We start from the raw sequence: 26,344 nt of genomic DNA on the forward strand, positions 1-26,344 counted from the left end.
GGCTCCCAGATGGCTCCCAGCACCGGGGCGCCCCCTGAGCACCTGAGACGTGCCCCAAGGCGTTCCTACGCCTGACCCGACAGGTCGTCCACCAGAAGGTCGAGGGTGACCTCCTCATGGAGCGCGACCCCGAGAGCGGTCATGGCAGGGGCGAGACCTGGGTCCCAGGCTGCGCTGACGGGCTGGCCGTCGAGCGGCAGCTGAGGGATTCCCTCCGTCTGGCTGCGAGCGGTCAGGTGCTCGTAGTCCTCGGCGCCCATGCGCCATGGCTGGGCTTCGTAACGGCGGATGATCCGGTTGGCCAGAGCGATGCCCGGCCAGTCGAAGTCGCCGTGGTACGCGAAACGGCAGCCGGTGGCGGCGAGGGCGTCGAGGAGTGTGAGGACCACCGTGGCGGCGCTGCCGGAGGTGCACACCAGGGGGCGGGCGCAGGCAGCGTCCGCCGCAGCCTCCACCACGCGCGGGTTCTCACAGATGTGGATCACTGTTCCGGCTGGCAGTTGCAGCTGCAGGTCGTGCAGGTCCCGTGAGGTGAGGTGGGCTTCGGCGTGATGGTCGGCTCGCTGCCTCAGAGCCTGCTCCCGCCAGCCTCCGCCGACGGGTCGCAGCCCGTAGGTCAGCACTGTGCTGGAGACCTCGTCCGGTGTGACGGACACCAGCCGCCACAGCGCACGTCGGCCGGCCGCGTCGCCGGGGAACTCGGTGCCGTGGGCGAGGGCGATTCCGCGTTGGACGAGGCGCGCGAGCCAGGTGCCGTCGTCCAGTCCGTGTGCGGACCCGGTCGCCAGGGCGGCAAGTTCTCCTCGGCCTCGGGTGCCACCCCGTTCCGGGGTGAGCAGCACGGTGAGGACCTGCACCGCCTGTTGAAGAGTTCGGACCGCCGTTTCAGGTGTCGCTCCTCTCGGGACGCCGGCACGGCGGAGCAAGTCGCACCACTGGCCGGTCCACTCCTGTCCGGCGAGCGGAGAGGCGTCCAACGCCGAGGCGAGCGACGACCATACGTGCTCGCGCCATGCCGCGATACCCGCGCGGACGGCACGGCGGTCGGTGAGCGGAGGGCCGAGTTCCTCCAAGACGTCCCTGAGCCCGAGTCCGGCCGCCGAGGCACGCAGCCGCGTGTCGAGCGCATTGAGGCGCACAGTTACGGCAGCGCCCGTGACGGGTTTGCCCAACAGAAGCGACAGGTCGTTGCGTTCCTGGGCGCTCACCGAGGTCAGCCGGAGCGAACCGGTGGTCTGCACGCCGTTGCTTTCCAGACGCTTGCGTACCGCTTCCCAAAGCCGGGTGAGCCCGGGACCGGCCAGCCAATCCCGTGTCGCCGCGGGCAGCTTGCTCATACGGACACCAGACGCCGGTGCCGGCCGTTCCAGGTGTAGTGCAGGGTGGCCACCCCGCGCACATGGGGATCACGGAGGCACTCGTAGATGTGCAGAGACGGCACTTCCGGCCAGTTGCCCATGAGCCGTTCACTGGTGAGGACGAAGTCGAGGTCGAGATCGACGAGGATCCGCCCCAGCCGCCCGTGGGTGGGTTCGTCGACCTTGGCGAAGGCGTCGTCGAGCAGGATCAGCCGCGGCGCGTGTGGTGCCGACTCGGCGAGACTCGTGAAGTGGGCGGCCGCCGCGGCGAAGAGCACGAGGTAGGAGAGCACTCGCTGCTCGCCCTGGCTGAGTCCGGTGCGACCGGTCAGTTTCCGCCTGCGCCCCGGGGCGGCGTCCTCGACCACAAAGGTGTGGAAGCGGAACCAATCACGGTAGTCCAGCGCGGTCCGCAGGTGGGCGGCGTAACCGGCTGAGGGATCGGCCCGTCGGGCATCCTCGATCCGGCGTTGCAGCACCTCGCGGAGCTGCTCGGTCTGCTCACGCGTGCGCAGGCTCGAAGGACTGCGCAGCAGCTCCACGGCCGCCCTCACGTCTGCGTCCACGTCTTCGTCCAGCTTCCACAGCAGCTCCACACCGAGACCGTGGGAGGTGCGTACGGTCCGCAGAGTTTCATTGAGAGCCGAGACCAGGTTCGCCGCGGTGATGACCTGGCCCGAGAGATGGTCACCGAGCTCACCGGTCAGGAACCGCTGGAAGACCTCACGTTCGCGCTCGGTGAGCCGTCCCCGGGCCTCTGCCGCCTGGACGGCGATCCGCTCGCCCACGGCCGCGACGTCGTGGGAACCGTGGTCGTCGATCAGGCGGCACACCTTGATCCCGTCGCGTTCCTCCAGTTGCGCGTCGTAACCGCCGGCCAGCTGGTCGCGCAGGTCGGTGTGCCGGTTGAGCAGGGTGCTGTCCGACACCTCACCTTTCGGGCGGCCGAGAGCCTGCTGTACCGCGTCGGCCAGTGCCTGTAGCGCGCGCAGACGGCTGCGGACGTCCGAGCCGGGATCGACCACCACGTCCTCGGGCAGCGAGGACCGGTCCAGCCCGGCGCCGCGCACCACCTCCGGCCGGCCGAGTGCGCCGCGAAGGGCGCCGCCGGTTGCGATAACTGCCGTCTCCTGGGCGGTCAGGCCCTCGCGCAGGCGCTTCTCCTCCTCTTCCGCGCGCACGCGCCGGTCGTGCAGATCGTTCCGGATACGTTGTGCAGCCGGGACGGCCTGGGCGGCGTGCGCGATGCGCTGTCTGGCTTCCTGCTCGCGCGTGAGGATCTCTTCTTCGGTCGCCCCGATGGCCTCCTCGCGGGTGCGCAGGTCCTGTTGCGCGGTACGCAGCCCGGTGAGGCGGAGCCGGTAGTTCTCCTCCGCGGCCAAGCGTTCTCTACGGGCGCGTTCGTATCGCTCGGCATCGGCGTGATGGGTGCCGAGCCGCTCGCCCGTGCTGCCGATCGCTCGGCGAAGATGCCCGATGCCGGTGAGAAGGGCAGCCAGCGCGGCGCGTACGCGCTCCAGCTCGACCGGGTCGCTGGGCAGGTCATGGGCGGTGGCGGTGGCGTCAGCCTCGGCGCGTGCGGCTACGGCGAGAGCGCGGGCCTCCCCGGCCACCCGTGCCGCGCGGGTGGCCTTGGCGGTCATGTCACGCAGAGTCCTTTCGTCCGACTCGGCTCTGCTCCAGGCGTCGGCGAGACCTCGTGCCCGGGGGAAGTTCTGCTCCGCGAGCCTGAGGGCCCGGCGCCGGGCATCGGCCTCGGTGAGTTCGTGGCGGGCATCGGCCAGCCGCTGTTCCGTGTGTGTAAGCCGCTGTTCCAGCTCGGCCAGGAGGCGCCGTCGAGTCTCGGCGCGTACGGCGGCCCCCACGTACTCGGCGTCACTCTTGTGGTGACGGCCGCTGAGGATGCCCAGACGCCAGCTTCCGTCGTAGTACACCGCGTCATGAGCGGTCGTTTCCTCGGCAGGTGCGAGCGCGATGGCGGTCAGCAGGTGTTCCACCTGCTCGGACGTGACCCCACATCCCGGTTGGGGTGCTGGGCGCAGGGCCGAGGCGAGGGTCGGCCCCTCCGGCAGTGCGGGGCCGGCAAGCAGCAGAGTGTCACGAGTGCCGGGATCGACAAGAGCGCCATCCGCGCCGACCCACGCGTCCAGAATCCCGCTGGCCTCCAGCGCCGCTTCCAGACCAGCCCGATGCGCGGGGCTCAGATCATCCGTGAAGTCCACCAGCCGATAGAAAGGCGCTCCGGTGCCCGGTGCCCTTTCGGCGACGCGGTGGTAAGGGACCGCCGGCTCGGGATCGGTACGTCGCTCCCAGTCACGCTTCTTACGCGTCAGGAGGTCGCGTTCTTCATCGAGCCGGCCGACGGTGAGTGCGAGGGCATCGCGGCGCTCGGTGAGTTCCTCGCCGTACGGCTCCAATGCGGCATGGGCGGCCTGCCACGCCTGGCTGTCGATATCGGGCGGGAGCGTACGGTCCGCGAACACGGCGTCACTGGAGCTCTCGCAGGCGACCATGGTGTGGACGACGTCCAGCGGCGGGCAGTCGGACCCAACGGCGGTCCGCGTGCGTGCTACCCACTCGGCGACCCGGCGGGCATAGGCACCGCTCTCCTCGGCGATCTTCTCGCGGTCGGCATCGAGACGGCCGGAGGCCTCTTCCGCCTCGCCCTCCAGCCGTTCCCGCTCGGCGTCGGCCTGCACCGCCCGGCTTCGAGCCTCCTCGGCCCGCGCGGTGAGACGCGTCACCTCCTGGACCATCCGAGCTCGGTTCTTCACGACCGTCTCGGCATCCTCCAGCTGTCCCTGCCACGAGCGCAGTCCGACCTGCACCGCGGCCGCGTCCAGGCGGACGACCGATGGCTGCTGCACGGTGTGTGTCTCCCTGTCAGGAGTGGTCAGCTCCGTCTCGACGGCCTGGGAGCGGACCGTGCGGGGCAGGGCAACTGCCTCGCCGAGATGGCCAATGGGAAGCCCGGCCTTCTCCGCCTGCGTCAGCAGCTCCCGGTGCTCGGTGCCCAGTTCGGCCAGCCGGCTCCCCAGGTGTTCGACACCGTCGGCCAGCCGCTCGGCCGCCCCCTCCTCTGCGCTGTGCGCGTTGCTCAGGGCTGTGAAGGCGGCTACGGCGGCGGCGTGCAGCGCCTCGACCGTGCTGCGGCGTTCCGACAGTTCGCGCAGGCTGCGGTAGGCGTGGCTGGCGTGCAGGGCGGCGAGGTCGGTCCGGGCGGCTTCTTCCTCTTCGCGCAGGGTTTCCAGCCGGGCTTCCGACTCCTCCTCCTGCGTCCTCAGCTCGCTCGTCCGCTGTGCGGCGTCTCCGGCCGCCCGGCGTCGCTGCGCGAGGATTTCCAGCTCCCGGCTCACCGCCTGCGCGGAGGCGCGCAGGACACCGGACAGGTAGCCGCGGTAACTGGTGAGGAAGGTGCGCAGCGCCGTATCGGTGCGCTCCAGGCGGCCGAGTTCGTCGCGTACGGCGTCGAGGTCGTGGAGGTTACGCGCGACCTTCTCGACCACGTCCTCGTCGAGTCCCGGCAGGGTCTCGCTCAGCAGAGAAGCAAGTCCACCGTGCTCGATGCGGTCCCCGACCGTGGGCCGCCGCAGCCGGTGGAGGAGCTGGGTGAGGTTGCGATAGCGGGTCGCGTCGGTGATGCCGAACAGCTCCCGGGCCACCCGCGAACGGTGGACGACCGCGCGGTCAGTGACGTTACCGGAGCCGACGATCTCCTTGAGCCGGTCGACCGGCAGGGGCCTTCCGCCTTCGACCAGGTGCAGGTCCTCACCGACGCGCAGCGGCGTGACGAAGAACGCCGGCAGCGCCTTCTGCGTCGACTTCGAGGCGCGGATGGCGGCGCCGAGGGTGAGGTGGCGATGGTCGCCGCCCTCGGTCGTGCCCCGAAACTCCACCCACAGGTAGCCGAGACGGTTAGTCTGCTCGAACCCGTCCAGCATCAGCCAGGCGAGAGTGGTCCGGCCGGTGCCCGTCGCATCCAGTGCCCGTGAGTCGCCGTCCAGCAGATACGGGAGCAGCATTTCCAGGGCCTTGGACTTGCCCGCGCCGTTCTTGCCGCGCAGGAGCAGCCGTCCGTCGCCGAAGGCGAACTCCTGCTCGTCGTACTGCCAGACGTTCTGGATGCCCGCCCGGTGCAGCCGGAAGCGGGTGCCAGCGGTCGTCGCGGGGCCGGAACGCGGCAGCGGGACGAGGCCACCCGCATCGATGGTCACAGCGGCAACTCCTCCTGAACATCAGTGCACTTGCCGGCTGCGGTGGCCGGGCGCACGGTCACGTGGGTGGCGTAGCGTGCCGCTGCGGCCAGCAGCACCCAGCTGTCACCGCCAGGACGTGCCCTGCGGACATCGGTCACGGTGCGTCCCTCCGGTGCCTCTTCGGCGTACCCCTCCGGCAGGCCATATCCCTCAGCACGCAGCCGGCCGGTGCGGGCCATCAGCCGCATGCGGGCTAGCAGGTCCAGCACGGCCTCCCGCAGGGTGGGGATGTCCTCCACGTAGCCACGCTGCCAGTTGCTGCGCTGTCCGTACTCGACGACCAGTTCGGCCAGCAGTTCGTCCACCAGGCCGTCCGGGACAGCCACGCCGATGACGAGCGTCCCTCCGGTCGCCGGGTGCCCGGGCTCCTGCGGTCGAAGGCGCTCCACGAGCCGTTCCACCAGCAGCAGGGCGGCCTGCGCGATCGTCCCGGTACCCGGCAGGTGCAGATCCGTCAGCTCGTCCTCTGGATCCACCAGCGCCACTCCCTCGGCGCGGATCTCCATCTCCAGGCCCAGAAGTTCGGAGAACGCCTGCGCTTCGCGGCGCTGCCGGGTGCGCAACCAGTCGCGTTCGGCGTCGGTCAGCTCGTCCAGGTAGACGACGGGTGTCTCGACGAGCATCCGACGCACATAGGTGCGAGGACCGCCGAACCCCGGGTCGGCTGCCCGCCGGACCAGGTCGGCGCCGTCACGGGCCTGGGCGAGCGGGCCGGCGACGACGACGCGAGCCAGCTCGCGGTCCACTGTGATCAGGGCCTCTCCGCCCGCGTCCTGTGCGAGAGCGGCCACATGGCCCTCGGTCTCGATGAGGACGCCCCACTCGACCAACAGGCGCAGAGCCGCGACCAGAGTCCGTTTCCCGGCCGCCCTACCTGCCTCCTCCAGCTCGATCTCCGCGTCGGCCGCGGCGGCCCTAATGTCGGCCACCAGCTGTGACAGCAGCAGTTGTTCGGGTGCGGTCACCAGCACGGACAGGGCCAGCGCGAGGCAGGCGTACGTGTGCGGGGTGAAGGGGGTGCCGGTGGAGCGTTCCAGTCGGTGTCCCGCGCCTGCTCCCAGCCCCGCCTTGAAGAGCCGGGCGTATGAGCTGTCGACCAGCAGGCGGTAGCCGAGCACCTGCTGGAACCGCTTGCCCAGCCAGTCGGCATGCCTGCGGATCAGCGGGAAGAGGTCGGCGTGCGGGCCGTCCGAGGTGACCAGCGGATGGGCGAGCAGCAGCCGGGCGGCGCTGCGGCGCTCGGCGGCCAGGGCGACGTCGTGTGCCGAGGGGAGGGTCATGACACGCTCACCTCGACATCGCCGTCGGCCACGTCGGAGGAGGTACGACCGACGTCCAGCTCAAGGTCGTCCAGCAGCAGGTCGCCGTCGACCGAGTGCAGGACACACTGGGCGCCCGCCGTGCGTCGCACGGTGAGCCGGATCGCCAGCTCGGCGTCCTCGCTGTGCGCCTGGTCGAGGCCGAATTCCGTCGCGCCCTTCCCGTCCGTGCCGGCGCGACGCCGGAGCTGCGCGTTCCCGAGTGCGGTGGCTAGCAGCTCCAGGAGCAGACCGAGCGCTGCAGAGGTGAGACGCACCTCGGCGAACCGGCCCGAGGCGCTGCGCAGTTCGTCCGCCGCCGCTGCTCTGGCCGCGGCCCGCTCACGGGCGGCCTCCCGCAGCCGCTGCTTCTGCGCGGAGTGGTCCTCCACCGCGGACGTCCGGCCCCGCTGGGCGCGGCTGCCCCTTTCCCGCAGGGCCATCGGCACCTCGACGACCGGCCCGGTCCACCAGCTCGTGTAGGCGGGCACCACCTCGTCGGTGGCCGGGGGTATGCCCAGATGACGGGCGCCGTGCAGCCCGAAGGCGGCGACGGCGATGTCATGCGCGTCCTGCGGCGCCGCTTCCTCGAACCACCGGGCCAGCCGCAGCAGGTCCTTGCGCCGGGACATCTCCCCGGTGGCCGACCGCAGCATCCGCTTGGCGTTGGCGAGCAGCGACTGCAACGCGCGCAGGGTGGCGTCCCGCAGTTGATCGACCTGGCTGCCCTGCCCGTCGGTGTCGCTGAACCAGCCGCGCAGGCCCTCCCAGTCCGCGAACTCGCGCCCACGGCTGCGCTGCACCCGTGTCTCCAGGCGGCCGTCTCCCTGCGGTGACAGGCCGGTGAGCCCCTGTGCGTGGGCGTCCAGCCGGGCGAGCAGATCCGGGATGTGCGGCCACAGCTTTTCCAGTGCCGCCGAGATCCGGGGCGCGCGGAACGCCACGTCTTCAGTGATCGCCTCGACGTAGTCGAGGAGCAGCTCCTTGAAGCCCTGGTACTCGGCGCTGTCCAGGTCGTACCGGGCCAGAACCTGGCCGAGGTAGGCGTAGAAGTCCCGGATGGAATCCGCGAACTCGGTGAACTGCACGAACAGCGTGCTGACCCGCTCCAGCCCGTCCTGCGGTTCGATGCCGCCGGGCGCGGTCACGAGCTCGGCCAGCTCCCTGAGCCCGCGCTCGACCAGGGCGAGCAGCTCGTTGCTCACCTCCCGGGCGGCGTCCGCCTCGGCCAGGATGCCATCGGCGTCCCGCTGGATGCGCTCGCCCAACTTCGACAGCTGATAGCGGGCCCGGGACCGCTGGTACTCGCTGATGCTGGACGCCTTGACCGTGTGGCTGCTGCGCAGCAGGTTGCCCCACTTCACCAGCTGTTCGAGCCGGACGGTGAGTGTGTCGGCGTCCAGCCCGGCGGCAGGGCCCCCGGCCTGGCGCAGCTTCGCCAGGACGTCCGGGACGGCCAGGTCCGCCAGCAGGGTCCCGCAGAAGACCCGCATGATCGACAGGTGCTCCAGCCGCTCGGGGGCGCTGAGGTAGGTGTAGGCGTCCAGCCGACGGCGCGCTTCGTACTGGACATCCTGCGTTGCGGCGTTTTGCGCTGTACCGGGTGCGGGTGCCTCCATGCCTGCGAGGTTACGCGGCGCATCCGGACGCCGCCGGTGTGTGGCCCGAAAATGCCACGGACACGCGCCGTCAGGCAACGGCCCGGCTCCCGCTGACGAACCGGATTCGGCTACTCCCGTCGGCGACCGGCCATGTCAGGCACTGTGGGTCGCGGTCTGGGGCTGGGGGAGGCCCGCGGTGCTGAGCTGGGCGGGGCCCGGTCTCCAGTGGTTGGGGGAGTCAGACGCATCTTGCGCTGCGCGCTCGGCATCATCGCCCCGAACTCGGTGCACCCATGACCTCAACACCTCAGCGAGTAAGCGACTGGGCGACTTCACATGCGCGCCGCGCGGGTGGGGGCGTCATAGGAGCCGAGGGCGGTCTATCTCGGGGGCGCGGGGGCAGTGCCACCGATCGATCCAGAGCACGCTTCGCCGCCGGCAGCGGTAAGCCCATTGCCATGAAGTCTTCATTGCAGTTCTATGGAGGCATGCCATTGCCCGTTCGCGTGATAGCTCCCAGTCGCCTTGCGGCGCTGCGGGAGCGTGCAGGGCTGTCAAAGGCTGAACTTGCCCGGCGAGTCGGGGTGTCGACGCGCATGGTGTTCTTCTACGAGAAGGGGCGGCACACGCCCACTCCGCAGCGGCTGCAGAAGATGGCAGCGGCGCTGCACTGCGATGTGGAGGAGCTCACTGGGGTTCGCCGTGGGGAGGAGGGGCTCGTCGACCTGCGGTTTGCTGCCGGCCTGACACTCGATCAGGCGGTGGAGCTGCTGCGCCGGACGCGCGTCGGGCGTGACCTGTGTCTGTCGGCCCCGAGGCTCTCCGCCTTGGAGCAGGGGCGCCCCGTGCTAGGCCGGAATTGGCGGGATCGCGACGTGGTGGGGCGGCTCCCTACCGCGTTGGCCAAGATCTATGGTGTGCCCGTGCGCATGGTCGTGGACGCTTGGATGCGTACCCGCCCTGATGAGTCGGCGCCGGTGCACCCGAGGCGTCAGCGCCAGAGGGGTTCGAGCGACTCGGCCGAGGCTGCCTGGCGATCGTTGAACGAACGGCAGCAGGTCTACCTCGGTGAGATCCTGCGGGACGAGCGCATGACGGAGACGGAGATGTGGATGCGCCGGACGCATCATCTGCCCGTGCCTCGCCCTGCGGAGTGGCGCAAGCTCCCCCTCGCTCTCCACGCACCAGCGGATGTCGTGGGCTACACGCGGCTGCAGGAACGCTTGCGGCGCAATGGAGTTCACGACCCTGGAGCCGGCGCGACGGTGCACGCTTTGGCACGCCGAGGACTGCTGGTGACTAGCACTGATGTGGTGCATCACGCTGAAGCTGGCGAGGTGACCAGGGTTCGGGTTGAGATGACGAGGCGGGGCAGAGCAGCCGCACGCGCTGGACTGGGCGAGCGCGCGGAGCAGCAGCCGGACACGCCTCTGCTGTCTGAGTGGCTGTGGGGCGTCATGGCTCGGGTGGCCGAGGCAGGCCCGGACGGGCTGGAGCGGGACGCACTGTCTGGCCGGGCTCCATTCTATCTGGGTGTCGGCTACAAGAACCGGTCTGCAGGGCGGCCGAGCCGGGGATTCATCGATGAGGTGCCGGTAATCGCCGACGACGGGAGTCACGTCGTCGGGTACCGGTGGAAGCTGACCCCGGTCGGGCTGCGGCACGCAGTTGAGTACCTGGACGAGTACCGCCGTCGGTATCCGCAGGTTGATACCACGGGCGTCGCAGCGCTCGCTGGCGAACACTCATAATCCGTCTCTTCCGTTCGAGCCCGACGAATTGTCAGTGGCAGCTCTTACCCTCTGGGCTCATGAGGAACGCGACGAACAATGGCGTTCGGCCGACCGATGAGCTATGGGTGAAGTCCCTGGTGGCACGCTCGGTGTTGCGTGCGGCCGACGCGATGACGGCCCCCGGCGTGAGCCCTTCTGCCCGCCTCAAGGTCTTGATGGAGTGCCACGGCGCGCTGCTGGCGGCGCGCGGACCGGGCAGTGAGCTGTCTTTTGCCGACTTCCGGCGCCAGGTGCGCGGTGATCCCTCCCGGCTCTTGCCCGAAGGTGTCCCTGGGTGGGACGTCGACGAACTGCGCGTGGTCGATGCCGACGGGCACGTAACGGAGGACGCCTTCGATATCGCCGCGGAGCAGCGCCTGGTGCTCCGCATCCTGCAGAAGGGCGGCCGAGATGCCGGCCTGCTCAGTGGGCAGGACCTGGACGACGAGGTTGCGCAGGAAACGGCCTTCGCCCAGCTGTGCAAGGCGGGCAACCAGAAGGTCTACGAGAGCGGACGTACCGATCTGATCCGCTACCCGGCGGGCCCGGTGAGCGAGCTGAGTGAACTGAGGCTGCCTCCGCTGGTCGCGGATCTGTACGAGGACATCCCCTATGCCTCGAGGTACCGGGGCTGGTGGTTCGCGTGCCCCGTATGCCGGTGGCCGATGCGCGTCGTACTGCGTCGTGAGGCGGGGCAGCAGGTCGGGGTAGTTGCCTGCTGGCACACGCCGCACCAGGAAATGGGCTCCACGTATCGCTTCCGCCCGGTCGAGGGGATTATTCCGCCTGAGCTGCTGCCGGAGCCGCCTCCGCCTCCCCCGGACGAGCGGGAGGCAGTCCTCTGGCCCGACCTGGAGTACGTCCCGGAGGCGAAACCCGTGGAGGGGCATAAGGCTCTGGTACGGGGCGTGTGGCGGTACACCTGCGTCCCCGGGCTGGCGGAGCTGGCGCTGCGGGACCGGTTGGTCGAACGGGGCCTCAAGGTGGAGCTGTGGCCCGCCCTGGACGCCTACGACCTGTGTGTACACGTCGGGCGCAAGCGGGCGCGGAAGAAAGAGCATCTGCGCGTGGACGTGAAGGACTACACCTCGGGCACCGCGCTCGCGCAGCTGATCCACGCACAGGAAGGCGATAGCGGGGGAGCAGAGTGGCTGGTGGTTCCAGACCACCGCGCCAGCCAGGTGCACCTGCTGTCGGGTGTGGGGGCGGAGTACGGGCTGAAGGTAGCCACGGCGTCCGAGTTCGGCGAGTTGGTCTGCGAGCGTTCGGGGGTGGCCTGGTCGTGAGCGAGCCGCCCGTGGAACAGACAGCCCTGTGCGCCTCGCTCGCACTGGCTGCCTACTACTTCCCTGACACGTCCGTGGACAACGATGCGCCCGCTGCCCCCTTCCGGAAGGCGGCCTTCCTGCTGTCAGGCCAGTTCCGGGCCTGGGACCGGTGGCCGGAGCTGACGAGCGAAGAACGCCGACGCATCGTCGACGTGTACCGCACCGCCCCTGGCAAGTTCGGCGACGTACGGAACTTCACTCCCGCCGCCCGCGCACTGCTCACACCCCTCGGTGACTGGGATCCTGGTGAGCCCCAGAAGCTGCTCACTTTCGAACCTGCAGGCGGAGACCCGCTGACTGCCGAGGCAGCCATCCCCCGGGTCGGCGGTGATCTGCTGGCCTACGTCGACCGGCAGATCGCCCGGTATCGGCGGCCCAGCGCGCGGCCGAAGCCCCCCGAGTTCGCAGGCCCCGGATTCTGGAAGACGGGGGAGATCAGCGTGCAGGGCGTCGGCCAGGTGCATGGCCAGCTGACGATCCCCACGTACCCCGGCTTCACCGAGGCCTTCGGCCACGACCGCCTGCCACACATCGCCACCGCGCCCCCGCTGGACAACCTCCGTATCCCCACGGAGGATCTGCTCGAACTGGCTACGCAGATCGAGAGCGGTGAGCCGGAGGAGAAGCGCTACCTTCACACGGTCCTCAAGGGCCTGTTCTCTGTCCTGCAGACGTCCGACTCCATTAGCCCACAGGAAGCGCTGCGGATGACGGCCGGCGGCCTGGAGATCTTCCACGCGCCGACCGGGACGGGCAAGAGCGTCTTGGTGCGCGTCCTGGCTGCCTGGTTCGCCCAGCAGGGCCACCGGGTGGCCATCGTGCTGCCCGACATCAAGGCATGTCTGGCCATCACCCGCAAGATTCGGTCCGACCTGCGCGTCCTGCAGGGCCTCGGCGTCATCAAGCACGAAACCGGCTGTGCGCACCTGATGTCGTCATCAGGCATGCACGAGCGCGCGCACAAGCTGGCCCGTCTCATCGACGAGGACCCGCAGGCACCGGGAGAGTGGGGCGAGAGCGGCGAACGGGACGTGGATCCGCTCTCCTACGGGTGCGCCCAGCGACCACTGCTGGAGTCCAACGCCGACTATCCGCCCGGCCGCGAGCCTTGCCTGTCCCTGCACCGGCAGGACTTGGGTGCGTCCGCCTGTCCTTGGATTCCCACCTGCGGCAAGTTTGCCCCCGTATACGAAGCCTGTTCGGCGCATGTGGTCGTGACGAATCACTTCGCCTTCCTCCAGGGCAACCTGCGCATCGGCGTGAACCTTGACGGGCGCCCCGTTCAAGGGGTGAGCGTTGCCGAATTCGCGTTGCGCACCTGCCACGCCGTCCTCGTCGACGAGGTCGACCAGTTCCAGTCGAGGGCGGTGGATCGATGCGCCGGCGAGGTCGTCCTGCACTCACGCAGGCACTGGACGGCGGCCCCGCAGGAGATGGACACGGACGCGAAGCGGCTGCCGATCTCGGCCGAGGCCGACCTGCTGCCCTCGGTCGGCCAGGTACGGCTGATGGCGGAGTTCCTGCTGCTCGCCGTATGCAGCAACGCGCTGCGTCTGGATGTCAGGGAGGTCGAGCGCGCGGAGAATCGCGTGCCGGACCGCACCGGGCTGCGCTGGCACCTGGCCCGTGGCCGTGACCGGCAGCTGATCCGTCTGCTCTGGCCGGACCTGGCCACCTCCGGGGAGACTGATCTTCCAGCCGACCTCGCTCGGCGCCTCCAGGGCCTCATGCCCGCCCGCTACCTGCAGCCACGCGCCGCGGAGAGCGATTCCACGGAGGTGGGGTGGGACGAGGTGCGCCGCGCTCTGGAGGCGCTGGTGGCCCCGCGCGGCCAACAACTGCTCGACGCCGTGAAGCTCGATCTGCATCGGCTGCTGGAGTCACGGGTGAAGGACCCGCACCAGCGTGCCCAGGCGGTCAACTTGCTGGTCACCCGGGCGACCCTGACCGAGCTGGACGAAGCGCTCTCCGAACTGCGCACCTGCGTGCAGCACTACCGCCCCTCCGGGCTTCGCTCCGCGCAGCGGATCGCCGAGACGCTCAGCCCGAGTGCCGTCTCGGCCGTCCTCCCGCTTGGCCTGTTGGGGCGCTCGATCACGGGATACCGGGTAACCGGCCTGGACAAGAGGGAGAGTGACGCCGAACTCGTCGCGCAGAGCATCGCGGGCGACCCGCACACCTTCACCGCCGAGCTGGGCGGTCTTGTCTCACTGTGCCTGGCCGGGGTCGAGCGTCCCGTCATGGGCCTGTCCGCCACGGCGTACTTTCCCCAGGCGGTACGCGAGCACGTCCACGCGCCCGTGCGCTGGTGGATGACCGATGCCCAGGCCCGTTCGATCCGCGCTCGACGCCACCGTATCGAGTACGGCGAGGGACACCCCATGTACGGCGAGCCGATCAAGATCTCGGGCCAGCATCCCAGCCGCAAGAAGGGCGCCTTGATCGAGCTCGGCACGGAGCTGTACGACCAGTACATCTACCGGGAGCTGGAGCGACAGCGTGCCAAGGACAAGGACCGCGCGCACGTCCTGGTCGTGGCCAACTCCTACCAGCAGTGTGCCTGGCTGGCCCGAGGCATCGCCCAGGCCGGCACCTACCGCGAAGGGCTCTGCGTAGCCGTGCGGGACGGCGACCGGCACAGCCCCGACCCCGACCTGCCTCGGGAGAACATCGCCACTCGCCTCACGGCCGAACAGTTCGAGGACTTCCCGCAGTACGGCAACGTCCTGGTCGTCCCCCTGGCCCTGATCGCCCGCGGTCTGAACATCGTCGTCGGTGTCCGTTCCGCCGTGCGCTCGGTCTACCTCTGTGTCCGACCCTTGGCGCTGTTCGCCGAACCCGCGGAGATGTACGCAAGCGTCAACGCCGCAGGACTGCACGCGCTCCCAGAGGGCGGCACCGCCAACCCCGACGACGCGTTGGAGAAGGCACGCACCACCGCATGGCAACGGCTCGAACTGATCCTGCGCGCGACACCCCAGTTCACCTCCATGCCCAAGTCGCTCCAGGAGGAGGTCGTCGCGGGTGTCGTCGTCGACCTGATCCAGCTGGCCGGACGGGCCCGTCGTGGTGGTACCGAGGCCGTCCTGCACCTGGTCGACTACGCCTTCCACGAGGACACCTGGAGCTCCGACCTGGAAACCGTCCTGCGCCGCATCCACGAGCAGTGGCCGCCAGCGGTGAAGCGGCAGATGAACGACCTGTATGGGGAAGCCCTCAACGCCTTCCTCTCCTACGCGGGCATCGACCCGACCCTCACCCACTGAAAAGAGAAGAGACGAGTGAACGACCAGAACCTCGAGCCGGGCAAGTACCTGCACACACTGGCCTACCGCTGCACTCCCGCTCTGGTGGGGGACGCGACGGTTCACGTACGCCAGCTGGACACGGAGACGGCCAAGCTGTGGGCCACCTTCACCGGCCAGTGCAGGAAGCGCTTCGGCAAGGAGGAGGCGCAGGCGCCGTACACCATCGCCACGACCGTGCTCCAGGTGATCACCGGAGGGTATGGGTACTTCGAGCCCAAGGGCGCGGCGCCGTTCCTGGTATCCCGGCAGCCGATCGACAGCGATCTGCTGTGCAAAGCCTTCACCCTGACGTACGGTCTCGCCCTCGGCGAACAGGTAGAGGTGATCGACCTGAGGCAGCCACCCGATCTCGCGGTGCGTATCGCGAGGACTCCGGAGCGGGAATTCGCTCTGGAGGAGCACTTGGCGGGGGCCAAGGGAGCACAACCGGATGCGCCGAACTGGCTCTACAAGAGCGTGGGGTGGGGGCTGGCGGAGCGTCTCGCAGCCGTTCCCTTCCAGCTCTCCAACGGCCGAGAGATCACACTGCGTCCCGATATCACCGGCGGTCTGGTCGCGTTGGACGATCCCTGGGAGAACGAGAGCGGCGGTCGCTACGCCGTGTGCCGCACGGCGGTGCGTCTCAAGACCCTGCCGAACGTGCAACATCCCGTGCTGCTCTTGGACGCGCGCGTCTCCCGCATCTCGTCATCGCTGATCTTCAGCTCCACAGCACTTGCCGTCCAGCCCGGAGAGGGCCGCCCGATCCTGGAGGTCAAGCTCAACGGGCGGGGCGGAACGAAGACGATCCCGCGGCAGACTCTGCAAGCGCTCGGCCGACTGGAGATGGACTACTCGATTCTGCAGTCCATCGCCAAGCGTTCCGAGCGCGAGCAGAAACTTCGCGAGCGGGCCAGGGCTTTCAAGGAGAAGCTCCAGTTCCCCCGCGAAAACCCGGGCCAGATCTGGCCCATCCCCGCGAAGAACTACCAACACCCCATCGGAACGGGCGTCGGCATGCACCACCTGAGGCTCCTGCGTGCTCACGCAGACGCTGTCTTCGGCGATGATGCCCAGCGCCTGTCCCTGCGCCAGTCCGCGATGACCCTGCCGCGACGCCCCACCGACCCTGAAAAGGTCTCGGCCCAGGAGTACAAGCGCCGCAAGGAGGAGCGCGAGAGAACCGGCAGAAAGGAGCCACTGCGCCCGCGGGGCAGCCTCTTCCCGTCAGCAGAGTCGCTCTGCGCCTCCGTCGCCGAGGCCGGCTTCAAGAAGCTCCGCATCGCTTGCCTGTGGTACCGGGACGAGACCCGGCAGCGCATGCTGCAGACGTTCTGTCACGCGTTCGGACTCAGCCCCGCCGGCCTCGACACCCAGGAGGGCGTCGAGTTCGACCTCTACCAGGGCCGCATCACAGCCGTCTTCCACTACGTGCCGGACTTCCTGCGGCCAGGTCGCGGGCGGGACCGGGCAGAAGCGCTGGGTGCTGTGAGCGCCTCACTCAGGTCCCGCGACGGAGTCCTGGTCGGCGCATGGTGCGAGACCGAATTGCCGCACGCCGATGACTTCCCCGGCATCGACGCTCGTGACCTGGACGATCTGGATGCCAAGCCGCAGACGAAGGCGCTCCTGGCCCGCCTCGACGTTCCATCGCAGTACCTGAAGGGCCGCGGAAAGGAAGGTGTCATCGAGCCGGGCGGCGAAGACCACCCGGCACAGATGGCCCTGCTTGACCTGTACCGCTCCCTCGGCGTCACTGACGAGCGGATCTCCAATGCTCTTCAGGGCACGAGCGGATTCCCGGTCGACCGGCTGGCCCATGTCGGCGTGCATGTGCGACAGCAGAACCGACGCTACGGCGAGAAGGGCGAACCCAAGATCGTCATTACGGCCACCGCGCTGGTCCCGCCCCAGTCCCCACAAGGGGCATGGTCCCTGCTCGGCTGGAGTTCCACGGCCCCGGTATGGCGGCCGTACCGCTCGGCTCAGAACGCCTTCCACACCCACCCGTATCCCGAACCCTCCGCGGAGACCACGAGTTATAGGCAGAAGTGGGACGGTGCCGCCGACATGGTGGAGCGCGCCCTCGGTGACCTCGCCGACGAGCTGGACGGCGTGCCCTACACAGTCACGGTGGACGCGCAGTCCGCGCGACGCATGTGGGACGGCTTGCAGAACGTTCGCCTCGGTGAACAGCTCACGCGGGCAGGAACTGACGGCAACCGCAGCCGATACCAGCTTCCTGGAGCACGCCTCGGCCAGGACGCCCCGCTGGCCGTAATCCGCCTCAACACGGACGACGAAGAGGTGCCACAGCCCGTCAGTGTCACCCACCTGGGCAAGAAGGACGGCGCCGAACCCGTTGAGAAGGACACCTCGACGCTGCTCTTCGAAGTCGACACGGACTTCGGAACGCCGGTATGGCTGCTGTGCAACGTGCCTCGCGCCTACGACGGCAGCGGCGCCGGTCGACTGGGCTCCAAGCGCACCCGGTGGGAAGCGGAGAAATCCGTGCAGTCAGAGGACCGGTCGAAGCGCCGCAAGGGCGAGATGCCGCAGAACTTCTACGCCATGACCGCCACCGAGATCCTCCCCATCGGGGGACCGTCCGACGAGGCACGTGAGGCACTGTCGGCTATGACCGCCCGTCTGTGCCACCAGACCCTCTTCTGGTCCGACCGCGCCCGCTACCCGGTGCCGCTGCATGCAGCACGGCAAATGGACCTCGACCACCCGCAGTATCGGCGCGAGGTAGCTGATGCGGAGCCAGGAAGTGGGGACGAAGGCAAAGAGGGAGAAACAACCGCGTAAAGGGGGAACGTGGACAGGCGCGGGGAGGGAGCAGTTCGCTCCATCCCCGCGTGGTCTCACCGGAGTGACCGGATCCGGTGTCGCAGTTGCTCGGCCTACGCCTCGAACAGGGTGGGCCGCCACTCCAGGATGTTGCTGTCGAAGTCGCCATTACGTACGTCCTGCAGAGCTGCCGCATAACCGACCTCGATAGCCTCGGTGATCAGCTGCCGCAGTTCTGGCGGCGCGTACAGGAGTCGGTGTCCGGCGCCCGAGTAAAGGTTGGCCGTGGCGTGGCCGGCGGCACGGGCATGCTCGCCGGGAACCGTTGCGACATGCATGTCCGAGATGGCTTGTGCAGCGTTCTTGATCTCTTCCTGCGGAGACGAAGTCATGGCGGCCAGTATCCGCAAGACGGCGGCGGGACGGAATGCCGTCCCAGCCGGCCCTGCGGCCGACCATTCGCCAGTTCGCCGGGGGCAGACAGCTCAGTGTCCAGGGCTGGCTCTACGGCGTGGACCGGCCGCGCACGACCGCCACCGTCCCTGGTTTCTCCAGCACCGTGTCCTTGGAGTTGCTGCTGCCGCTCGTCCGGGACGCCGACCCGTGCCCTGACGGGCTGGCAGCCGTGAGCGGAACCTGTTCTCGGCGCCCAGTACCTGTGGTGCGCGAGCTTTAGCGCCAGTGTCCCCCACGGCCTGGTTGCCGCGTTCGCGTCCTCGCTCGCCTCGCCGGTCCCAGTGCTCCGCCGCAGGTGCCGGTGTTCATGGGGCAAGGACGGCCGAAAACGTTGGCGCGGGGGCGCGGCGAGTGGTCTGGAGCGTAGGTCCGGCGTCGGTACCCTGGAGCGCATGTCTACTGCTCCGGTTCGCGTTCGTTTCGCCCCGTCCCCGACCGGCATGTTCCATGTCGGTGGTGCACGGTCCGCTCTCTACAACTGGGCGGTGGCGCGACAGTCCGGCGGCACGTTCGTCCTGCGGATCGAGGACACCGACGCGGCCCGGAACAAGCCGGAGTGGACCGAGGGCATCATCAGCGCGCTCGCGGCGATTGGCATCCATGGCGAGGACCCAGCCTTCGAGGGGCCGTACTTCCAGTCGCACAACGCCGACCGGCACCGGGAAGCGGCTCAGCAGCTCTTCGCGGCCGGCCGGGCGTACTACTGCGACTGCACCCGGGAGCAGCTGAAGGAGCGCACAGGGTCGGAGCACCTCGGGTACGACGGGTTCTGCCGGGACCGGGGGCTGGCCTTCGAGGAGGGGCGGGCGCTGCGGTTCCGGACGCCGGACGAGGGTGAGACCGTCGTGGTCGACCTGGTCCGCGGGGAGCCGGCGTTCCCGAACAGCGCGATCGAGGACTTTGTGATCGCCCGCGGCGATGGATCCCCGGTTTTTCTCATCGCTAACGTCGTGGATGACCTGGACGAGGGAATCACGCAGGTCATCCGTGGTGAGGAGCACCTGTCGAACACGCCGAAGCAGCAGCTGCTGTGGGAGGCGCTCGGTGCCAAGCCGCCCGTGTGGGCGCATCTGCCGGTGATCGTGAACGAGAAGCGGCAGAAGCTGTCGAAGCGCCGGGACAAGGTGGCGCTGGAGGACTACCTCGCCGAGGGCTTCCTGCCCGAGGCGATGGTGAACTACCTCATGCTCCTCGGCTGGGGCCCGGGCGACGACCGGGAGATCAGGCCGTACGAGGAGCTGGAGCAGCTCTTCCGGATCGAGGACGTCAACACCGCACCGGCCTTCTTCGACGTGAAGAAACTGACGGCGTTCAACGGCGAGTACATCCGCGCCCTGTCGCCGGAGCAGTTCGCCGCCGCCTGCGCGCCGTGGCTCGTCGCCCCGTATGCGCCGTGGCGGCCGGAGGCGTTCGACAAGGACGTCTTCGAGGCTGCGGCTTCCCTGGCCCAGACCCGGCTGGCGCTGCTTTCCGAGATCACCAGCTATGTGGACTTCCTCTTCCTCGACGAGCCGGTCGAGGACGAGGCGTCGTGGAACAAGGCGATGAAGGCAGGCGCCGGCGACATCCTGTCGGACGCCCGCGCCGAGCTGGCCGACGTCGCGGACTGGAAGGCGGACGACCTGAAGGCCGTCCTGCTCGCCGTCGGGGAGAAGCACGGGCTGAAGCTGGGCAAGGCCCAGGCGCCCATCCGGGTCGCGGTCACCGGCCGGACGATCGGACTCCCGCTGTTCGAGTCCATGGAGCTGCTCGGCCGGGACCGCGTGCTGGCTCGTCTGGAAGCTGCCAGCAAGAAGCTGGTCGCGCAGGCTTAGCCGCTGGTCAGGCGACCTGCGTCAGGAGGTTGCCCCAGGCGTCGCCGAAGTAGTTCAGGTCGAACCGGGCCAGGGCCTCGTACCCCGCCTTGGCCTCGGTGTGGCGTGCCGCCGCACGCTCCCGGACCTGTGCCGGGAGACGGCGGAGGTCCGGGGCTGGCTGGCCAGCCAGTGCGGCGAGGTCGCCCAGGCCGGCCACCGGACGGATGAGGCAGGGCAGGCCGAGGAGTAAAGCCTCGGCGGCGCAACGGCTCCAGCCCTCCCGCATCCGTGGGAGGAAGACACCGACGTCACAGGCGCGCAGCAGACGCAGGTACCGCTCGCGTTCGACGTCGTAGTGCGCGCTGTCGAGGCCGATGGTGTTGCTGCCGCTGGTGATCACCCGCAGTCCGGGAACGCCAGCCAGTGCTGCGGAGACCTCCTCGGTCCCCTTCCAGTGCACGGCCTTGCCCGCGTAGACGCCGATCACGTCGGGTTGTAGGCCGAACTCGGCGCGGCACTCGGCCCGGTCGTAACCGCGTGCCTGCTCGATCTCGGTCATGTCGAAGGCGTTGCAGATCACCCGTACGTTGCGAACGCCTCGGGCGCGAAGCTGGTCGACCCAGTACGGGGCGACGCACACAACGGCGGCGCACTGCGGCAGAACGCGGAACAGCCGCTCCCAGAGCATGGCCTCGATGGGGGCGGAGTCATGTTGGAGCGGCTCGTAGTGGTGCAGGAGGAACACCGTGCGGGCGCGCATCTCGGGCGTGAACAGCAGCAGGCTGAGGTCGTCCCACACGAAGGTGCCGGTGTTGCCGTGCAGGGCCCGTATGGAAGGGGCCAGGCGGGCGAGGTGGCGGAGCTTGCGCCAGCGGCGGACCCGGTAGGTCCGCTTGTGGTCCGGGACCGTGCGCCATTCCACGTCGTCGGCCGTCACCTCGTGGAGCATCCGTAGGTAGATCCGGCCGCCGGTCCGGCCGACCGGCTCCATCGAGTAGACGACCCGTTTCACGGACGTACCTCCCGTATGTGGTGGACGTACTCGGCGTGCAGGCGCGCGTGCATGGTCTCCAGATGGGGGCCGAGGTCGCGGGCGGCGTCGGCGAGGGGGAGGTGGAAATCGCCCAATGTCTGGAGGAACCGTCGGCGTCGGTCGAGGTTCGGCGACGCGGCGAGGTCGCGCAGGTTGTGCAGGCGGTCGGCGAGCCGGACGAGGAGCTCCTCGGGCGGGAGCGCGGCCTGCTTCGCGCGCCAGCGGGTCTCGTCGCCGACGGACTTCGTGCGCTGTTCGAGGCGGTGGTCGGCCGTCATGGCACGCAGGCGAGCGGTGAACGGGCCGCCGAGGTGACGGACGAGCAGTGCCTCCGACTCAGGGGACACCTCCAAGGCGTCATGGAGGAGAGCAAGGAGGAGGGTCTCGGGGCGCCGGACGCCGATCTCCGTTCGCAAGAGCCTGACGACGGCCAGCGGGTGCTCCAGGTAAGGCGTGCCCTGGTCGCGGGTGTGGCCGTCGTAGACCGTGAGAGCGAGGCTGGCGGCCACGCGGGCGCGGGACTGCTCGTTCAGGCTCCACGCCGCGGCACCGAGCACGGTCAGGACGTGGTCGAGATCGATGGGATCCATCCGCCTCACCTCGTACGAAGGGACGCGGCACGGGGATCGGGGACGTGGTCGGCGAGCAGCAGGGTGTCCCCGACGGCGAGGGCGTCAAGGCGCAACTCCACCGTCGCCGCCACGGCTTGCTCAGCGGTCCGCAGGATCGGGGCGCCTTTGCGGTTGAAGGATGTGTTCAGCAGCAGCGGCAGTCCGGTGAGGTCGCGGAACTGCTCAAGGAGATCGCGCAGGCCCTGGTGGTCGGCGGCGACGGACTGGACGCGGGCGGTGCCGTCGTGGTGGGTGACCGCTGCGACTCGGTCGGCTCGGCACCGTCGGACGGTGGCGACACGGTTCATGAACGGGTCGCCCGCCGACATAAACCATTCCGTGGCATGCTCGGCGAGGACGGCCGGCGCGAACGGGCGGTACGCGGCTCGCTTCTTGATCGCGTTGAGCCGGTCCCGCGTGGCGGCGTGACCGGGGTGGGCAAGGATCGAGCGATGGCCGAGGGCACGCGGCCCGAATTCAAGCTGCCCCTGCACCCAGCCAACGATGCGGTGCTCGGCGAGCAGTGCCGCCACTGCGGGCGCCAGCCCGAGCCCGAGGTGGGGCAAGGCGTGATAGCCGGACGGCCCCGTTGTCGTCGGCAGCGCGCCCGGATCGGGGCCCCAGGCCGCGTCGGTCGGCACCGGCAGGCGCTCCTGCCCGAGCTGGTAGTGCCAGCCGTAGAGCGCGGCGCCCACGGCTGTGCCGGCGTCGTGCGGGGCGGGTGCCACGAAGAGGGTGTCGAAGCCGCTGTCGGCGGCCAGCTGGCCGTTGAGGTGGGAGTTCAGGGCGCATCCGCCGGAGAACACCAACGCTGAGGCCCGAGTGAGCCGTTGAAGGTGGCGCGCGATGTGGACGACCGATTCGGCGAAGATCTCCTGGACGGCGGCGGCCAGGTCGGCACGCTTGTGTTCCGGCTGTTCCGCGACGTTGTCAGCGGTCCAGGCCCGGCCATCGAGCAGCAGCGGTGTGCTGCTGTCCGCCGAACCCCACGGATGATCGATGCGGACCTCGCCTTCGTCTCCGAGCCGGACCAGTTCGCGGACGTGTGCGCCGTAGCGCTGGGGATCGCCGAAGGCCGCGAGCGCCATCATGCTGCCCTCGGGCTCGTCGCCGGGCGGGATCACCCTCCGGGCGAGGTTCCGATAGAAGTGCCCGAGGGAGGAGTGGACGCGCCGAGGCCCGACCGGGCCCGGCACGACGGCCGGCATGCCCTGGTGGAGGCGGTCGATGCGATCAGGCCACAGGTCGTACCCCGTGATGCGCTCCCGGCCAGGGCCGAAGTCGGATCCCAGCGAGGAGCCGCCGGCGTCGATGACGAGGCCCGCGGCGTGCTCGTGCCCGGAAAGCAGGTAGCCGGAGAGCACGTGGGCCGTGTGGTGGGAGAGGAGGCGGAGGTTTTCGCCGAGCGGGGCGGGCAGGAGGGCGGCGAGTTCCTCCCGCTCCTCGGCCAGCCACCAGCCGGCCGCGGGGTTGGGACGCATGGAGGCCGCCCAGACGGCGTCCACGTCCTTCGGTTCGATGCCGGCGGCCTCCAGGCACCACTGGAGTGCGCGGGTAGGGGTGGTGAGTGTGCCCTTGCGGGTGGCGTGGTTGTGCTTGACGCCGCTCCAGCGCTCCTCTTCGGCCGCGTAGATGCGGCCGTCGACGACTAACGCGGCGGCCGTGTCGTGGTGGAAGTTCAGTCCGAGGACTGCGGGCATGGTGGTGTACCTCCCGATCAGACGGTGAGGGCGGGGACGAGTGCGGCGCCGGAGTCGGTGTACTCGTGGCAGCGCAGGCAGAACCGGAAGTGGTGCCTCCGGGGCGCGAACACCTTGGCCGCGAAGTCCTCGTCCCAGATGCTGAACTCGCTGTCGTCCTTCGCCATGGCGTTGAAGCAGCGGTAGCAGGACCCGTCCATCTCGATCATCAGGTGCTGGTCGAGGTAGCGGTCGCAGAGGCCGCGCAGCGCGTTCGCGGGCTGGCCGACGTCGACGTGGTGCACGTGGTTGGTGACATGGATGGCGCCGTACTTCTCGCACAGCGTCCCGAGCTGCGTGAGCCGCGTGGAACTGATGCCTTCCAGGACGCTGTTGACGACCACGGTCTTGCCGGCTTCGCGGAGGCGGGGCACGACGGCATGCACCTCGTCGTAGTTCCCGTGTTCGTCGTCGCAACCGATGAGGATCTGGTCGTAGGAGCGGAGGGCCGCGTCCATGATCGGCTGGTTGCGGGCCAGGGTGATGGCGTTCGTGCCCAGGACCATGACCTTGAACGGCAGCCGCGTGCGGGCGGCGTCGCTGAGCGCCGGGAAGTTCCTGTGCACGGTGGGTTCGCCGCCGTTGATGTGCAATTGCTGGAAGGGGATGGTCTCCAGCCGGGTCAGGACGGTGGAGAACAGCTCCAGGGACATGTTCTCGCCCTGGGCGCCGTCGGCGAAGATACAGAAGTCGCAGTGCCGGTTGCACTTCGTGGTGATCTTGACCTTCGCCGTTTTGAGGGTGCGGGGCACCGGCGCACGCGCGGTCATTGGCGAGACTCCTTGGGTCAGAGGTGGACGTCGTCGGGCGTGAAGCTGAGGAAGTCCTGGACGGTGGTCTTCTGCTGGTGCCAGCGCGCGAGGGTCACGCGCAGCGTGTCGGCGGTGGTCGATCCGGCCGGGATCAACGCCGCCATCCGGGCGGCCAGCTGCTGGGCCGGCGTGGTCTTTTCTGCCGCCAGGGTGGTCAAGGTCTGGGCGGCGGAGCGGAGTTCCTTCGCCTCCCGCCGGATCAGGTACTCGGTCGCAACGCCGGGCGGCGGATCGAGGTAGTACAGCCAGCGGGCGACGCGTACACGGAGCATGCCGGCCGTCATCACCCAGTCGGTACGAGCGTGCTCATGCCCCTGGCCGTCGGGGCGGTCCCTGCCAGCAACGCGGCGCATGGCCGCCTCCAGGGCGACATGGGCCGCGCGGAGCAGGTGGCGCGGACTCCGCGGGCGGGCATCGGCATGGTGCTCCGACTGCCGGAGGAACAGCTCGGCGTATCCGTCCAGTCCCTCCGGCCGCCACTGGGTGAGGGCCGCCGTCTTTCCGGGGCAGCGGGTCCGGGTCGCCAGTGCCGCGGCGGCGAACCAGCACGGAGCGAGGTAGTGCCACGCCACGCAGTGGCGCCGGTAAGCGGCGACGTCCTTGGCCACGTTGTCCGTGCTGTCCGCAGCCAGCTGGTATCGGCCGCCCATCCGGGCCTGGAGGATCCCCCGGTAGAACCGCTCGTCCACCGCGCACCAGGGCGCCATCTGGGCCCGGGACTTCCACCGCTGGAAGTCCCTCGCGCTGCCGCTGATCAGTGACCAGGTCGCGAGTTCGGGCGCGGACACGAGCCGCCCGTCCGCCTCGGTCACGGTGAACGCGAAGCCGGGCGGGTGCTCCAGGAGACGTCGATGGGAGACCTCCCGGTCGACTGCGGCGGCGTGTGCGGCGGCCAGGCGGTGATTCCACTCTTCCCAGTCCACGGGTGCCTGGCGCAGGAGAACGCGTACGTCGATGTCGGAGTGCGGAGCCAGCAGGTCGGCCGGCTGCCACTTGTGGGTGAGCATCACGGCCCCGACGCCGTGGGCGTCCAGCTCGCGTTCGTACAGAGCGCCGAGCTCCTGGTAGAGAGGCGGCGCGTCGACCACGACCATCACCGCTCCCCAGTGGAGGCGCGGGCGCAGGAGGAGCCGGCCGCTTCCGTGGGGAGGACGGGGAGCAGGGGCAGGACCGGAGTGCCTTCGGGGCGCTCCATCCGGTCCCACCGCAGGTCGTAGTCGACGTAGTGGAAGCCCTGCCAGGCGTCGTTGGTGTTGCGGTCGAGCATGGCCTGGAAGAGGTGGGCGAAGGCGTCGCCGAGTGTGCCGTCGGCGAGGTGAGGCTTCAGGGAGATGTCGCGGTTGTGCAGGATGCAGGGTCGCGCCACTCCGGTGGGCGTGATCTTGATTCGGTTGGCGTCGGAGCATGTGGCGCAGCTGGAGTTGGAAATGAAGCCGATCGACCCTGCCCAGCCGTCGGGACGGAGGTACTGCCCGGGGCTGCGGACGCCCAGCTGGTCCCGGGGGACTTCGCCGGCGTTGGCGAACCACTCGTGGAGGCGGTCGCGGACATCTGCCTCGGTGATGAATTCGGTGTCGAACAGCGCCTGGGCGGGACCGATGTTCTGGAGTTCGATCAGGCGGACGGCGACGGGCAGGTCGCGGGCGAGTTCGGCCACGGCGAAGGCGTCGTCCAGGTAGGTGCGCTGAAGAACGCAGTTGATCTTCACTCGCAGGCCGAGGGAGAGGGCGGTGTCGAGGGTGCTCCGGGTGGTGCGCGGGTCGCCGCCGCCCATGATCGCGGCGGACCGCGCCGGGTCGAGGCTGTGGAGGCTGAGGTTGAGGTAGGTCAGGCCGGCTTGGTGGAGCTGTTCGGCGCTCAGCCCACGGCGCAGGTTGCCGTGGCTGGTCATGCCGATCGCGGCATCGGGCCCGAGGCCGTCGGCGAGGCCCGCGATGACGTCGAGGATGTCGGCTCGGAGGGTCGGTTCACCGCCGGAGCAGTGTGCCTTCCTGATCTTCCAGGCCCTGGCCTCGGTAGCGATGGCCGCGTAGTCGGAGACGGTCAGGGGCCGGTCCTTGTGCCCGTAGTCCGGCATGCACCGGGGCTTGCAGAACACGCAGTCCAGGTTGCACAGCGAGTTCAGGGTGAAGGCCAGGTAGGGGTGGTTGCGGCCTGCGGCGGCGAAGGCGGCGGCCAGGGCGTCGTGGTCTGCGGTGGGCATT

General features: G+C 69.4%; 16 protein-coding genes. 5 read left to right on the forward strand and 11 right to left on the reverse strand.

Annotation, left to right across the window (positions count from 1 at the left end; genetic code table 11):
- Positions 1 to 65: 65 nt before the first annotated feature.
- From LZ604_RS15995 to LZ604_RS16010, 4 genes are read right to left on the reverse strand one after another with little or no spacing between them, the layout of a single operon-like run.
- Positions 66 to 1,337 carry a TIGR02679 family protein gene (locus tag LZ604_RS15995; protein ID WP_234515776.1) on the reverse strand — a complete coding sequence of 424 codons (1,272 nt, stop codon included), beginning with the start codon at positions 1,335 to 1,337 and terminating at the stop codon, positions 66 to 68.
- A complete protein-coding gene (locus LZ604_RS16000; RefSeq protein WP_234515777.1) occupies positions 1,334 to 5,572 on the reverse strand; it encodes a TIGR02680 family protein in 4,239 nt (1,412 codons plus the stop codon). Before LZ604_RS16000 ends, LZ604_RS15995 begins: the two co-directional genes overlap by 4 nt.
- Positions 5,569 to 6,894: a TIGR02678 family protein gene (locus tag LZ604_RS16005; RefSeq protein WP_234515778.1), complete on the reverse strand. Its 1,326-nt coding sequence runs from the start codon at positions 6,892 to 6,894 to the stop codon at positions 5,569 to 5,571. The genes LZ604_RS16000 and LZ604_RS16005 overlap by 4 nt, the downstream gene beginning before the upstream one ends.
- Positions 6,891 to 8,531, reverse strand: coding sequence for a TIGR02677 family protein (locus LZ604_RS16010; RefSeq protein WP_234515779.1), 1,641 nt, complete (start codon positions 8,529 to 8,531; stop codon positions 6,891 to 6,893). The genes LZ604_RS16005 and LZ604_RS16010 overlap by 4 nt, the downstream gene beginning before the upstream one ends.
- A gap of 470 nt (positions 8,532 to 9,001) precedes the next feature.
- On the opposite strand from LZ604_RS16010, the gene LZ604_RS16015 reads away from it, so the two are divergent.
- Genes LZ604_RS16015 through LZ604_RS16030 form a run of 4 tightly spaced genes read left to right on the forward strand, consistent with a single transcriptional unit; the run spans position 9,002 to position 17,711 of the window.
- Positions 9,002 to 10,264 (forward strand): helix-turn-helix domain-containing protein, encoded by a 1,263-nt coding sequence (locus LZ604_RS16015; protein ID WP_234515867.1) that lies wholly within the window; start codon positions 9,002 to 9,004, stop codon positions 10,262 to 10,264.
- 59 nt (positions 10,265 to 10,323) lie between these two features.
- Entirely contained in the window at positions 10,324 to 11,571 is a 1,248-nt protein-coding gene (locus LZ604_RS16020) for a restriction endonuclease-related protein (RefSeq protein ID WP_234515780.1), read from the forward strand.
- Positions 11,568 to 14,879 carry a hypothetical protein gene (locus tag LZ604_RS16025; RefSeq protein WP_234515781.1) on the forward strand — a complete coding sequence of 1,104 codons (3,312 nt, stop codon included), beginning with the start codon at positions 11,568 to 11,570 and terminating at the stop codon, positions 14,877 to 14,879. The genes LZ604_RS16020 and LZ604_RS16025 overlap by 4 nt, the downstream gene beginning before the upstream one ends.
- A gap of 15 nt (positions 14,880 to 14,894) precedes the next feature.
- Positions 14,895 to 17,711: an RNaseH domain-containing protein gene (locus LZ604_RS16030; RefSeq protein WP_234515782.1), complete on the forward strand. Its 2,817-nt coding sequence runs from the start codon at positions 14,895 to 14,897 to the stop codon at positions 17,709 to 17,711.
- A gap of 95 nt (positions 17,712 to 17,806) precedes the next feature.
- On the opposite strand, the gene LZ604_RS16035 is transcribed toward LZ604_RS16030, so the two are convergent.
- Complete coding sequence (locus LZ604_RS16035; RefSeq protein WP_234515783.1) at positions 17,807 to 18,085, reverse strand: hypothetical protein; 279 nt, start codon at positions 18,083 to 18,085, stop codon at positions 17,807 to 17,809.
- A 504-nt stretch (positions 18,086 to 18,589) separates the two neighbouring features.
- Here LZ604_RS16035 and gltX point away from each other — a divergent pair.
- Positions 18,590 to 19,963, forward strand: coding sequence for a glutamate--tRNA ligase (gltX, locus tag LZ604_RS16045; RefSeq protein ID WP_234515868.1), 1,374 nt, complete (start codon positions 18,590 to 18,592; stop codon positions 19,961 to 19,963).
- Between the two features lie 7 nt (positions 19,964 to 19,970).
- On the opposite strand, the gene LZ604_RS16050 is transcribed toward gltX, so the two are convergent.
- Genes LZ604_RS16050 through LZ604_RS16075 form a run of 6 tightly spaced genes read right to left on the reverse strand, consistent with a single transcriptional unit; the run spans position 19,971 to position 26,343 of the window.
- Entirely contained in the window at positions 19,971 to 20,957 is a 987-nt protein-coding gene (locus tag LZ604_RS16050; protein ID WP_234515784.1) for a glycosyltransferase, read from the reverse strand.
- A complete protein-coding gene (locus LZ604_RS16055; RefSeq protein WP_234515785.1) occupies positions 20,954 to 21,568 on the reverse strand; it encodes an HD domain-containing protein in 615 nt (204 codons plus the stop codon). The genes LZ604_RS16050 and LZ604_RS16055 overlap by 4 nt, the downstream gene beginning before the upstream one ends.
- A 5-nt stretch (positions 21,569 to 21,573) precedes the next feature.
- Positions 21,574 to 23,289, reverse strand: coding sequence for a carbamoyltransferase C-terminal domain-containing protein (locus LZ604_RS16060; RefSeq protein WP_234515786.1), 1,716 nt, complete (start codon positions 23,287 to 23,289; stop codon positions 21,574 to 21,576).
- Positions 23,290 to 23,306: 17 nt separating this feature from the next.
- On the reverse strand, positions 23,307 to 24,098 hold the full coding sequence (locus tag LZ604_RS16065; protein WP_234515787.1) for a radical SAM protein: 792 nt from the start codon (positions 24,096 to 24,098) through the stop codon (positions 23,307 to 23,309).
- 17 nt (positions 24,099 to 24,115) lie between these two features.
- A complete protein-coding gene (locus LZ604_RS16070) occupies positions 24,116 to 25,234 on the reverse strand; it encodes a hypothetical protein (RefSeq protein ID WP_234515788.1) in 1,119 nt (372 codons plus the stop codon).
- Positions 25,234 to 26,343 (reverse strand): radical SAM protein, encoded by a 1,110-nt coding sequence (locus LZ604_RS16075; RefSeq protein ID WP_234515789.1) that lies wholly within the window; start codon positions 26,341 to 26,343, stop codon positions 25,234 to 25,236. Before LZ604_RS16075 ends, LZ604_RS16070 begins: the two co-directional genes overlap by 1 nt.
- Position 26,344 lies beyond the last annotated feature (1 nt).

Origin of the sequence: Streptomyces glomeratus (assembly GCF_021462825.1) — a bacterium.
GTDB classification, from domain to species: domain Bacteria; phylum Actinomycetota; class Actinomycetes; order Streptomycetales; family Streptomycetaceae; genus Streptomyces; species Streptomyces glomeratus.

Excerpts from the sequence above, each read along its gene's own strand:
- LZ604_RS15995 (WP_234515776.1), bottom strand. The coding sequence starts at position 1,337 with ATGAGCAAGCTGCCCGCGGCGACACGGGATTGGCTGGCCGGTCCCGGG.
- LZ604_RS16005 (WP_234515778.1), bottom strand. The coding sequence starts at position 6,894 with ATGACCCTCCCCTCGGCACACGACGTCGCCCTGGCCGCCGAGCGCCGC.
- LZ604_RS16010 (WP_234515779.1), bottom strand. The coding sequence starts at position 8,531 with ATGGAGGCACCCGCACCCGGTACAGCGCAAAACGCCGCAACGCAGGAT.
- LZ604_RS16015 (WP_234515867.1), top strand. The coding sequence starts at position 9,002 with ATGCCATTGCCCGTTCGCGTGATAGCTCCCAGTCGCCTTGCGGCGCTG.
- LZ604_RS16020 (WP_234515780.1), top strand. The coding sequence starts at position 10,324 with ATGAGGAACGCGACGAACAATGGCGTTCGGCCGACCGATGAGCTATGG.
- LZ604_RS16035 (WP_234515783.1), bottom strand. The coding sequence starts at position 18,085 with ATGACTTCGTCTCCGCAGGAAGAGATCAAGAACGCTGCACAAGCCATC.
- gltX (WP_234515868.1), top strand. The coding sequence starts at position 18,590 with ATGTTCCATGTCGGTGGTGCACGGTCCGCTCTCTACAACTGGGCGGTG.
- LZ604_RS16055 (WP_234515785.1), bottom strand. The coding sequence starts at position 21,568 with ATGGATCCCATCGATCTCGACCACGTCCTGACCGTGCTCGGTGCCGCG.
- LZ604_RS16060 (WP_234515786.1), bottom strand. The coding sequence starts at position 23,289 with ATGCCCGCAGTCCTCGGACTGAACTTCCACCACGACACGGCCGCCGCG.
- LZ604_RS16065 (WP_234515787.1), bottom strand. The coding sequence starts at position 24,098 with ATGACCGCGCGTGCGCCGGTGCCCCGCACCCTCAAAACGGCGAAGGTC.
- LZ604_RS16070 (WP_234515788.1), bottom strand. The coding sequence starts at position 25,234 with ATGGTCGTGGTCGACGCGCCGCCTCTCTACCAGGAGCTCGGCGCTCTG.
- LZ604_RS16075 (WP_234515789.1), bottom strand. The coding sequence starts at position 26,343 with ATGCCCACCGCAGACCACGACGCCCTGGCCGCCGCCTTCGCCGCCGCA.